At 57.6% G+C, this 10,621-nt stretch carries 10 protein-coding genes; 6 read left to right on the top strand and 4 right to left on the bottom strand.

All coding sequences use genetic code 11. From position 1 onward, the window contains the following. The first annotated feature begins 84 nt into the window (after nt 1–84). The gene (locus tag AWB82_RS35600) at nt 85–615 is read left to right on the top strand and encodes a DUF2889 domain-containing protein (protein ID WP_086973950.1); all 531 of its coding nucleotides are present in this window, start codon (nt 85–87) and stop codon (nt 613–615) included. A 33-nt stretch (nt 616–648) separates the two neighbouring features. Here AWB82_RS35600 and AWB82_RS35595 read toward each other — a convergent pair whose 3' ends face one another. From AWB82_RS35595 to AWB82_RS35585, 3 genes are all read right to left on the bottom strand, one after another. Continuing rightward, nucleotides 649–1,116: a CBS domain-containing protein gene (locus tag AWB82_RS35595; RefSeq protein ID WP_086973949.1), complete on the bottom strand. Its 468-nt coding sequence runs from the start codon at nt 1,114–1,116 to the stop codon at nt 649–651. Nucleotides 1,117–1,250: 134 nt separating this feature from the next. After that, on the bottom strand, nt 1,251–2,102 hold the full coding sequence (locus AWB82_RS35590) for an aldo/keto reductase (protein WP_086973948.1): 852 nt from the start codon (nt 2,100–2,102) through the stop codon (nt 1,251–1,253). A 40-nt stretch (nt 2,103–2,142) separates the two neighbouring features. Next, a complete protein-coding gene (locus AWB82_RS35585) occupies nt 2,143–3,126 on the bottom strand; it encodes an aldo/keto reductase (RefSeq protein WP_086973947.1) in 984 nt (327 codons plus the stop codon). Nucleotides 3,127–3,235: 109 nt separating this feature from the next. Here AWB82_RS35585 and AWB82_RS35580 point away from each other — a divergent pair, with 109 nt between their 5' ends. Then, nucleotides 3,236–4,165, top strand: coding sequence for a LysR family transcriptional regulator (locus AWB82_RS35580; protein ID WP_086973946.1), 930 nt, complete (start codon nt 3,236–3,238; stop codon nt 4,163–4,165). Between the two features lie 264 nt (nt 4,166–4,429). Here AWB82_RS35580 and AWB82_RS35575 read toward each other — a convergent pair whose 3' ends face one another. Then, nucleotides 4,430–4,789 carry a cupin domain-containing protein gene (locus AWB82_RS35575; protein WP_086973951.1) on the bottom strand — a complete coding sequence of 120 codons (360 nt, stop codon included), beginning with the start codon at nt 4,787–4,789 and terminating at the stop codon, nt 4,430–4,432. A gap of 72 nt (nt 4,790–4,861) precedes the next feature. On the opposite strand from AWB82_RS35575, the gene AWB82_RS35570 reads away from it, so the two are divergent. The 4 genes from AWB82_RS35570 to AWB82_RS35555 all read left to right on the top strand — a co-directional run bounded on the left by AWB82_RS35570 (nt 4,862) and on the right by AWB82_RS35555 (nt 10,448). Then, nucleotides 4,862–5,707 (top strand): AraC family transcriptional regulator, encoded by an 846-nt coding sequence (locus AWB82_RS35570; protein ID WP_086973945.1) that lies wholly within the window; start codon nt 4,862–4,864, stop codon nt 5,705–5,707. A gap of 923 nt (nt 5,708–6,630) precedes the next feature. Continuing rightward, the gene (locus tag AWB82_RS35565; RefSeq protein ID WP_086973944.1) at nt 6,631–7,005 is read left to right on the top strand and encodes a BON domain-containing protein; all 375 of its coding nucleotides are present in this window, start codon (nt 6,631–6,633) and stop codon (nt 7,003–7,005) included. A 1,016-nt stretch (nt 7,006–8,021) separates the two neighbouring features. Then, nucleotides 8,022–9,200, top strand: coding sequence for a porin (locus AWB82_RS35560; RefSeq protein WP_086973943.1), 1,179 nt, complete (start codon nt 8,022–8,024; stop codon nt 9,198–9,200). 372 nt (nt 9,201–9,572) lie between these two features. Next, a complete protein-coding gene (locus AWB82_RS35555; protein ID WP_086973942.1) occupies nt 9,573–10,448 on the top strand; it encodes a lipid A biosynthesis lauroyl acyltransferase in 876 nt (291 codons plus the stop codon). Nucleotides 10,449–10,621: the final 173 nt, after the last annotated feature.

The following is a 10,621-nucleotide window of genomic DNA, read 5'->3' as shown; positions in this document are numbered from 1 at the left end:
CGCCGAAGCGCCGATCTTCAGCGTGGCCGACTACGGTCTCGTCGGCGATCTGTTCTCGGTCGTGCCGGAACTGGTGAGCGCACTGTGACGACGGATCGCGTGCCGCTGCACACACGGCAGATCACGCTGCAAGGCTTCAAACGCGCGGACGGTCTCTATGACATCGAAGGCCGTCTGCGCGATACGAAGTCGTACGATCGCGCTTCGCACGGCGTGATCGTCAAGGCGGGCGAGCCGGTACACGAGATGATGCTGCGCATTACTATCGGCGTCGATTTTGTGATCCGCGAGGCGATTGCCGAGTCGATCACCGTGCCGTACGTTGGCCATTGCGAAACGATCACGCCCGAGTATCGCAAGCTCGCAGGCATGAAGCTGGCGCCGGGCTTCATGCGCGAGATCAGAAACCTGTTCGGCGGCACGCGCGGCTGCACGCATCTGACCGAACTCATCGGCGCGGTGGCGACCGCCGCGTTTCAGACGATGAGCGAGGAAATCAACGCGAGCGGCACGACGCGGCCGTTCCAGCTCAACGGATGCCACGCGCTGCGCACGGACGGTCCGCTCGTGAAGGCATTTCATCCAAAGTGGTACGAGGCGCCGAAGCGCGCGTGACGCCGCTTCTTGAAGTAGGCCGCACGCGCATGTTTAATAGGCACCGCCAGTATCAAGATTCAAGTAGAGCATGTCATGTTCGAGATTACTGATAAAACGTTCGTCTTCCTGAATAAGCTCCTCTAGAACGTCACCGTTGGATAGCACGCCGATAACCTTTCCGGAATCGATCACCGGCAGATGGCGGATTCGCTTCGTATGCATCAACGCAAGGCATTGTTCACACGTGTGCTCGGGCGTGACGTAAAACACCTGCGTAGTCATGATCTCGCCAACCTTCGTCTCGGCAGCGCTGCGGGCTTTCAGTTCGACCTTGCGCGCATAGTCGCGCTGGGACACGATGCCGGCAAGTTTGCTGTCCTGCAACACGAGCACAGTCGTGACATCCTCGTCGGCCATCAGACGCAGCGCAGTCAGCACGGCGTCCTCGGGGCCGACCGAGATCACTTGCCGCGGGTTCTCAGACAAAATTTGCCGAGCTGTTTTTCTCTCCTTTTTCATGGTTGTCTCCAGTAAAGGGCCGGCATTTGCGCACGCCTGTGCCGTCGATTTTTCACTATCGTCGATTTAAAGTGTAGTCCGCTTTATCTGCGTCGAACGAGACCGCTTCCGCGTCCGTTTCCGTGAACGAACCGCTACAGCGCCAGCTTCCTTTCGCTCATCCATTTGACGATCGCCGGGTCTTGATGCGAAAAGAAACTACTTTCGCCTGAGTCTAGTCCCTCGATCTGCGCGAAATCGGATGCATCGAGCTGGAAGTCGAACACATCGAGGTTCTCCGCCATTCGCTCCTTGCGCACCGACTTTGCCAGCGTCACGATTCCACGCTGAAGCAGCCAGCGCAAAACCACCTGCCCGACTGTCTTGCGATGCTTCTCGGCGATCCCCGTAAGCACCGCGTTACCGAACAGATCTTTCTTGCCCTCGGCAAACGGCGCCCACGCCACGGTTTGAGCGCCCAGTTCGCGCACGAATTCGACGTTCGCAATCTGCTGATGAAAGGGGTTGACTTCCACCTGATTGACGGCCGGAGCGATCTCGTTGAAAACCTCGATGTCCATGAAACGATCGGGAAGGAAATTGCTCAGTCCAATGGCGCGGACCTTCCCTTGTCGGAGCGCTTCCTCCATCGCTCGCCAGGCACCGTGAACGTCATTGAAGGGCTGATGAATCAGATAGAGATCGACGTAATCGACCTGCAACCGACGTAGCGACTTGTCAATGGCTTGCTGGGTACGCTGATAGCCCGCATCCTGCACCCAGAGCTTGGTCGTGACGAAAAGCTTGTCTCTGCCAACGCCGCTCTTTCTGATGCCCGCGCCCACGGCCTCTTCGTTCAGGTACGAGGCGGCAGTGTCGATGTGGCGATAACCCGCGTCGATGGCGTCGATCACGCACCGCTCGCATTCGCTCGGATCGCTGATCTGAAAAACGCCGAAGCCCAGGACAGGCATCTGGACGCCGTTGTTCAGTGTTACTTGCTGCATGAATAATCCTCGTACTTGTTCGATTTCGATTCCGCGACGTTCATCGGTCGACGCGCTGCTGCATCTGAGCCGGATAGCGCTCTCCGACGATCTGAATGTCGCGCAACGCCGATTCGATCGCGGCAAGTTCGTCGCCGAACAGCGCGACGGCTGCGGCTCCGATGTTTTCTTTGAGGCGATGCAACTTCGTCGTGCCCGGGATCGGCACGATCCACGGCTTCTGTGCAAGAAGCCACGCGAGTGCGATCTGCGCCTGCGTCACCCCTTTCTCTTTCGCGATGTCACCGAGCACGCCGACGAGCGCGGCGTTGGCCGTGCGATTTTCTTCGGAAAAACGCGGCACGACGTTGCGGAAATCGTTCGACGCAAAGCGGGTGCTCGCATCGATCGCACCCGTCAAAAACCCCTTGCCCAAAGGGCTGAAGGGAACGAAACCGATGCCGAGTTCGTCGAGCGTCGGAAGGACTGACTGCTCGGGTTCACGCCACCACAACGAGTATTCGCTTTGCAGCGCGGCGACGGGTTGAATGGCATGCGCGCGACGAATCGTCTTCTCGCCGGCTTCCGAAAGACCGAAGTGCTTGACCTTGCCTTCCTGAATGAGATCCCTGACGGTTCCGGCGACGTCTTCGATCGGAACGTTCGGATCGACGCGATGCTGATAGAACAGATCGATTCGATCCGTCTTCAGCCGCTTCAACGATGCCTCCGCCACCGCACGGATGCGCTCGGGCCGGCTATCCAGCGGCTTCTTTGAATCGGCGTCCTGAAAGCCGAACTTCGTCGCGATGACGATCTCATCGCGGAAGGGCGCCACGCCTTCGCCCACGAGTTCCTCGTTGACGAACGGACCGTAGCACTCGGCTGTATCGAAGAACGTGACACCCGCCTCGTACGCCGAGCGAATGAGCGCGACGCCATCGGCCTGCTCGACGGCCGGGCCGTAGCCGAAGCTCAGGCCCATGCAGCCGAGTCCGATTGCCGAGACTTCGAGTCCTGAATTACCGAGCTTGCGCTTTTGCATTGCTGTCTCTCCCTTGGATGAGCCGTACGGCATGACCGCGAGATTATTCTTTTGTATTCGACTCAACAATCGACCTACAATTTCATGGGCCTATGAACATCATTCAATAATGCAAAAAGCCGGTCTGTCCGAACTGACTGTTTTCGTCGAAATCGCCCAGCAGCGCAGTTTCAGCGCGGCCGCGCGTAATCTGGGCGTTTCGCCGTCTGCGCTCAGTCATACGATGCGTGCGTTTGAGGCGCGGCTCGGCGTTCGGCTGTTCAACCGGACCACCCGCTCGGTCGCGCCTACCGAGGCCGGCGAGCGTTTGCTTGCGCGGGTCGGTCCCGCCTTGGCCGACCTGCGCGACGCCGTGGGTGAGGCCGCGTCCACGCGTGATCGTCCGTCGGGGGTGATTCGCATCAGCGCGTCTGAATCCGCCGCGAAGCCGCTCGTGCGTCACGTCCTGCCGGACTTCCTTGCGCGTTACCCCGGGATACATGTGGAGATCGTCGTCGATACGCGCTTGATGGATATCGTCGCCGGTGGCTTCGATGCGGGCATTCGCGTGTTGCAGGACGTGCCTCGCGACATGATCGCGGTGCGCTTCGGAGACGACATGCGCTTCGTCGCGGTGGCGTCGCCGGGCTATCTGCGGGAACATCCGGCGCCGCTCGCGCCGCACGATCTCGCGCAACATCGATGCATCCGCTTTCGCTTCGAGAGCGGCGCGCTCTACCGATGGGATCTCGAACGCCGCGGCAAGACCGCGAGCATCGACGTCGATGGTCCGATGACGCTCGGCAACCTGAATCTGATGATCGAGGCGGCGCTCAACGGCGTGGGCATCGCATGGGTTCCGGACCATCTCGCGACAGAGCATCTTCGGTCGCGGCGCCTGATACAGGTGCTCGCCGAATGGAGCCCTTCGTTTCCCGGACTGTGCCTGTACTACCCTTCGAATCGGCATCCTCCCGCCGCGCTTCGCCTGTTCGCGGATGCCGTGCGGGTCTGGGCCGAAGGCGGTGCTCGGCGCGGAGCGTCAACGCGCGCGGTGTGATGGAGCGGGGCGGAAGGCGAGATCGAGCGGCGGTGAGGGGTTGGTTTTTGGGGTTGCTGCTCGCGCGCTGGGCAAGTGCGCATGGGCTTCGGGGAGTCGACCCGCGACGGACCTTCGATCCAACCTGTACCCGTCCGTCAGCCGCCACTTAGCGTACAACTCCCTCGGCCCCGTCTTACCTTGCGAGCGACGGCTACCGCGATCTTGCCAAAAAGAGGTGTTCCACAACAGGTCAGTCATCTGGGCTTCACTACCCGACAACTTTTAAATTACCCGACGAGGTGCAGCAGTGGCAACGTCGCCACTATTTGGTGTTCCGGTTGATTCGATTAACAGGATGTGGGCTTCCTCTTCCGCCCTCGGGCGATGTTCAACACCCTTTGGAACGACGAAGAGTTGTCCAGGGTCGAGCTGGACAGTTACGTCGCCAGGAAGATCAATGAATACCGTGCCTTTCACGACGAGAAAAAAGTCGTCGGTATCGGCGTGCGAATGCCAGGCGTACTCGCCTTTGATTTTCGCGATCATGATGTCGTGACCGTTAAATTCCGCGACCGTGCGCGGTGCCCAGTGTTCACTGAACTGAGCCAGCTTGCTAGTTAGATCGACGGATTGCGTTTTCATGAAGAGCCACAAAAGAAAAATGGAATCGCAGTCTAGGCCGGACCTTCGAGTATCGTCTTGTACAATTGTTTCATGGCATCCCATCAGACCGAATCAGGCACCGACTGGGCCAGGTTTCTTCATGGAACCGGTAGCGGAATCACGCTCATGCAGGCTCATTTCACAGAGCACTCGTTTGAGCGACACAGCCACGCCACGTATTCCATCGGCGTTACCCAATCAGGCGTTCAGAAGTTCAATTGTCGAGGGACACAGCATGCGAGCCTGAAGGGTGACGTCATGCTGTTCAATCCCGATGAGCCGCATGACGGGAGCCGCGGTACCGATGAGGGGTTTGGCTATGCCATCCTCTATGTCGAGCCAGCACTCCTGGAGACCTGGTTCGACCGATCTGCAGGAACTGTTGTTTCCAGGTATTTCACACACACGGTGGTGAATGACGGCCGCGCATCGCGTCTACTGAGCCAGGCAGTCGCCGCACTGTCGCAACCGCAGGAATCAATGAGCGCAGAGGTCTTGACGAGCGCCTCGCTCATCCATTTGCTAGCAAAATACGGAGAATATGCCGCGAATGTTCAGGCGTGCATCGATCCGGGCAGGCGCAGAATGGTCATGGTTCGAGAGTTTATCGACGCGCATTTCCAGGAGGACCTGACTGTCGATCTGCTGGGCCGTCTGGTGGGGTTGTCTCGTGTGCATCTGACAAGAGCTTTCTCAAGCTCGTTCGGCGTTCCACCTCATATCTATCTGAATATGGTCCGTCTCCGCCAAGCTCAGAGCGCCTTACTGAGCGGACATTCTCTTGCCGATGCTGCAATTTCGGCCGGCTTCGCGGATCAAAGTCATTTCAGCCGGCGCTTTAAGGGCAGCGTCGGCTTGTCACCCGGCGCATGGCTTAAACAAGTGACTAGCACGTAGTCACAAGTCCAACCGAAGCAATGCAGAGTACTCCAGCTTGCGTCCGAGTCGGTACGAGACTGCGGCCCTCAAAGTGACGCCTCGATTGTCGCAAGGTGGCCGGTTCCTGAAGTTACTGCTCGCGCCCTGTGCAATTGCGCCTGAACTTCGCCATTCGACCCGCAACCGCCGATCGGGGTACTGGGATCTCAACAGCCGCTCGGCAGCGTAGTTGAGTCATCAACGTCTAATCGAAATATGCACTAGATTCGGTCCGACTATAACGGCGCGCGCCATGGCGTCTGTCGCCGGGTTTTATTCGCCTATTTCGTTTAACGACCTAAACTAAGGGCTGCTTGTTGGTGAGGCACAGGGAGTAGTGTAGAGCTCCAAGGTTAGCCCGTTTCGGCGGACTCTTTTTTGTCTGCGCCTTCTCCCGTCTCGTCCGAGTCAGATAGCCAGATTTTCGGGAGACGCCTCGAAGGGGGGCTAATCATGCGTTCTCCAATACCAGTGCAGCGCTACAGCTTGCACTTGACTCGACATCCCCTTATATTGATGCGAATCAATTGACGGGACATAACCGCACATATCCTGAGCATGCATAACTCGGTCATAACGCTCAAAGGGGCGCAAATTATCGAATCGGACTTTGCGCGCATCAGTTTGAGTGAAGCAGTAACTTAGGTAGGGTGGCAGATCGTTAAATTTTCTGCCTGTTCCTTGCATCTGTCTGAGCAAAGCACACTTGGGCTTTTTTGTAAGACGGAGGATATCAGTAGAGCGTTGCAGAAATGTCCTAGGACAGCCGACCCAAAGACTTGCAGGCTTCGATTTTTTTTCGGACGTCTCCGAAGAGCCTATAAGCATGCAATCGTCTTTATAGGCGCGGCAACTCGACGACTCGATGAACGGGCGTCGTCGCTTTACTTGGAGCATAAGAAATGAACGCAATCAAGACACTCAAGTTGGCTAGTAGCGCAGTGATCCTCGCGGCATCCTTCAACGCTTGGTCACAAAGCAGCGAGCCCGCTGCTACCTCAGTGGGATCGGAGACATCGGCGACATCCCAAGGTATGTCCAAGTCCGACGTGAGGAAGGCGAAGCGGGCACTCAGTAAAAAAGTGCTAAGTGCGCTATCAAAGAGCGGCGTTGATCCCGCGGGCGTCAGTGTGATCGTCAAGGGCAGCGCAATCACGCTTGCAGGGCACGTCCCCGATGCATCCCAAGTCGAAAAGGCTAGTACGGCAGCGAAGAGCGTTTCCGGCGTTACGTCAGTGAAGAATTCGCTATCAATCAAGGAAAAAGGGGGGCACTAATTCTCCCTAAGGTTATAAAGTGGATTCTCCCGTCCCGGTCGAAAAGTGTGGCCATCACTGACAAGCGAGTCGCATCGTGACGGGAAGAATCCAGTTGGATTGTGTTGCCCTCTCGGGCAAGTCCTGATCAGCGCGTTGCAGGACGCGACAATCGTCGACTCTTTGCGAATCGCCAACGCGAACGTCGCCGGGGCGGCATCCCTTTGATGCTGCCTTTTCGACTTGTGTCGTTCATCGCGTTGAGGTGGATCGGCGATTGACCTTTCTGGTCGAAAGCACGCCTCGACCGGTCGCGCTTCGCCCCTCAGGGTAATGCCCGTACCAGGATCCAACTAGCGTCGCGAGTCGCAGCCATCGCTGCTCGGCCCAATGATGCCTGCGTTGACATACATCGCAAGTGCACTGAGCACGAGTTGAGTCGGAAATGCCAAAACCAGCAATATTCCGCAAGTCATGGTTTAGCCGACACGCCGTGCAATACAGTCTGTCAATGGTATAGCGCAGAAGTCGGCAACGATGCGACGCGCAATCGCTGGTTATAGAAACTTCGTTAACATCGCTGGAGCCGACGTTTGAATGACTGCATGGTCGCACCGACCAATGACAACTCATGGCCGGTTCCTGAAGTTGCTGCTCGCGCCCTGAGCAACCGCGCCCGAACTTCGGCACTCGACCCATTGCCGAACATTGAGCGGTCGTTCGGTACGGCCAAACCAGATCAAAAGATAGATCGGCCCATAGGGTCATCCATTGGATGGCAAGGAGGGCCAACACGCAGAACTTCCGTTGCTGCTGGTCATGCCGCTTCGATCACGTCGCATCGCTTAAAACGCGGAGCAATTCGAACGGCATATTTGAAGTTGGCGGTTCTGACTTTGGTCGCATAAAGTGTGTGGTAAACATCGCGCCTTTTTCCTATCGATGGTGCGCAAGGCTATACGCCCGGCAAACATCGAAGTCTGTGTAGAAAGCGTTCCAAGAGAAAGTTATCTCTCGGTCTTGGCTGGAGCAGGCAAATGAACAAGATGCTTATAACCGGTGCGACGACCATGATCACGCTGGCGGGCGCGGCGCATGCGCAAAGCAGCGTCACGCTATACGGGCTGATCGACGCGGGTCTGTCCTACACGAACAGCCAGATCACCGGACCAGGAGGCGGGCATAGCAACTGGGAGATGACGAGCGGTGCGGTTCAGTACAGCCGCTGGGGCTTGCGCGGAGCTGAAGATCTCGGTGGGGGGCTGAAGGCCATCTTCACCCTGGAGAGCGGCTTCACCCTGAATAACGGACAGTTCTCGTCGAGCAACCGCATCTTCAATCGTCAAGCGTATGTTGGCTTGTCGAGCCGCGATTACGGCGCGCTCACGCTTGGCCGCCAAACCGACAGCATGGTCGACTTCGTAGCCCCGCTTTCATTGACCGGCACCGAATTCGGCGGCACGCATTTCGCGCATCCATTGGACAACGACAATCTGAACGATTCGTTTCAGATCAATAACTCCGTGAAGTATGTGAGCCCGAATTTCGGCGGCCTGAAGTTCGGTGCGCTCTACGGCTTTTCCAATCAGGCGGGTGGATTCACGAACAATCGCGCGTATAGCTTCGGCGTGTCCTATGTATGGGGCGCGCTGAGTTTCGGTGTTGGTTATCTCGGGCTCAGCAGTGCTGCGCGCACGCCGGGACAGGTGAATACGAACGGCGCAGTCACCGATACGACCGGCGCTTCCCTGCAGGGCGCGCTCGCGCCGACGGGTGTGCCCTTAGGCGTGCTGGCCAGCAGTCAGAAGACGCTCGGCGCAGGCGTGAACTACTCCTTCGGTCCGGCTGTGGCGGGCTTCGTATACTCGCAAAGCAAGCTCGCCCAGTTCTTTCAGACGGGGCTGAGTGGAACCTTCCAGAACTTTGAGGGAAACCTCCGCTATGCGCTGACGCCGGCGGTCGAACTTTCGGGCGCCTATACCTATTCGCGCGCCGGCGGAAACGGAGGCGGCGGCATTCCCCATTGGAATCAGTTGAGCGCAATGGCCGACTATCGCTTCTCCCGGCGCACGGATGTCTATATTCAAAGTGCATGGCAGCGCGTGAGTCCAAGTGGCAGTTCGCCATTAGGCGTGGCATGGATCAATGGCGTCAGCGCGCCGTCTTCCACGACCGATCAGATTCAGGCGACAGTCGGCTTGAGACATCGCTTCTGACGCCCCAGGCGCAGTCAGATTGCCCGCGCGAGCCTCGCCGTCGACGCATGTGCCATCTTTTTCAGCGGCGGCTACAGAATGACGATGAGACCTTCAACCGACCGGAGTTCCGAATCACCCGGCGACTGCTGGTGGCGGGTTCCCGAAATCGCTGCTCGCGCCCTGTGCAATCGCGCCCGAACTCCGGCGCTCGACCCACTTTGGCCATACGCGGCGGCACTTGCATGACGGTCGTTCCCAAGGCAATTCGAAGATCCGCTCATGCAAAATCGCCGTTGTTTGTTCGATGTCAATTAAAATGACCGCGGTGGCAGAAGTGATTGCTGTCAGGCACCCGTCTGATACGCGCTGTCCGTCACACAGGAGTTGGTTTTGGAACAAGTCGGTCATCTGCTCGTCGTCGCTTTACTTCGCACGCTCTCGATACTTCCGTACCAATTAGTCGCGAGGCTTGGAAGCGCAATCGGCGCGGCCTTATATGCGCTTCCCGGCCGCCGCAAACATATAGTCCTTGTCAACCTGCACCTCTGTTTTCCCGAAAAGTCGGAACGTGAGTGTGACGAGCTTGCAAGGGAACACTTCCGACATGTCGTTCGCAGCTATCTCGAACGAGGCGTTCAATGGTTTGGTAGCGCGCGAAAAATCAGAAATCTCGTCCAGATCGAAAGCGCGATCGATCTCGAAGACAAGAATGCTCCGCCCACCATCTTTTTGGGGTTTCATTTCGTGGGCATCGAGATCGGGTGTCTGGTTTACTCATTGAAGATGCCTGCCGCTTCCTTGTACACGCGCATGTCGAACACGCGTCTTTGCGATCTGGCCAAACGGCAGCGCGGCCGGTTCGGCGCAGAGATGATCGAACGTTCGACAAGCGCGAGGAAAATCGTGCGGCTCCTTCAAGAGGGCAAGCCGGTCATGCTCGCTGCGGACATGGACCACGGCATCGATAACTCTGTCTTTGTGCCATTTTTTGGCGTTCCTGCGTGCACGCTAACTTCTGTTTCGCGGCTTGCAAGAGTGGGGCACGCGCGCGTCGTGCCGTTCGTCACGGAAGTACTGCCGGATTTCAAAGGGTATCGGTTGACCGTTTTTGCACCGCTCAGCAATTTCCCATCGGAAAGTGAAACCGATGACGCGCGTTGCATGAATGCGTTTCTCGAAACCCAGGTCATGAAAATTCCCGCGCAGTATTACTGGGTACATAGACGCTTTAAACATCGTCCGCCCGGCATGCCCGCGGTGTATTGATCGTGAAATGCGCCAAGTCATTGACTGATTTGGCGCGGTGCGGTCACACGTGCTCGGATTCGCAATACTCCGAATAGGACTTTGCCAGCGTATTAGCGCACGAGGCACGGCTTCTTGTTATCGAACTTCCAGTTCGGAATCAGATATTGCATCGCGACGCCATCATCGCGTGC

The organism is Caballeronia glebae (genome assembly GCF_001545035.1).
GTDB classification, from domain to species: domain Bacteria; phylum Pseudomonadota; class Gammaproteobacteria; order Burkholderiales; family Burkholderiaceae; genus Caballeronia; species Caballeronia glebae.
Note: the sequence above shows the minus strand (reverse complement) of the source record. Positions and strands in the feature narration are given on the sequence as shown.

Coding starts and splice junctions, on each gene's coding strand:
- AWB82_RS35595 (WP_086973949.1), bottom strand. CDS start 1,116: ATGAAAAAGGAGAGAAAAACAGCTCGGCAAATTTTGTCTGAGAACCCG.
- AWB82_RS35590 (WP_086973948.1), bottom strand. CDS start 2,102: ATGCAGCAAGTAACACTGAACAACGGCGTCCAGATGCCTGTCCTGGGC.
- AWB82_RS35585 (WP_086973947.1), bottom strand. CDS start 3,126: ATGCAAAAGCGCAAGCTCGGTAATTCAGGACTCGAAGTCTCGGCAATC.
- AWB82_RS35580 (WP_086973946.1), top strand. CDS start 3,236: ATGCAAAAAGCCGGTCTGTCCGAACTGACTGTTTTCGTCGAAATCGCC.
- AWB82_RS35575 (WP_086973951.1), bottom strand. CDS start 4,789: ATGAAAACGCAATCCGTCGATCTAACTAGCAAGCTGGCTCAGTTCAGT.
- AWB82_RS35570 (WP_086973945.1), top strand. CDS start 4,862: ATGGCATCCCATCAGACCGAATCAGGCACCGACTGGGCCAGGTTTCTT.
- AWB82_RS35565 (WP_086973944.1), top strand. CDS start 6,631: ATGAACGCAATCAAGACACTCAAGTTGGCTAGTAGCGCAGTGATCCTC.
- AWB82_RS35560 (WP_086973943.1), top strand. CDS start 8,022: ATGAACAAGATGCTTATAACCGGTGCGACGACCATGATCACGCTGGCG.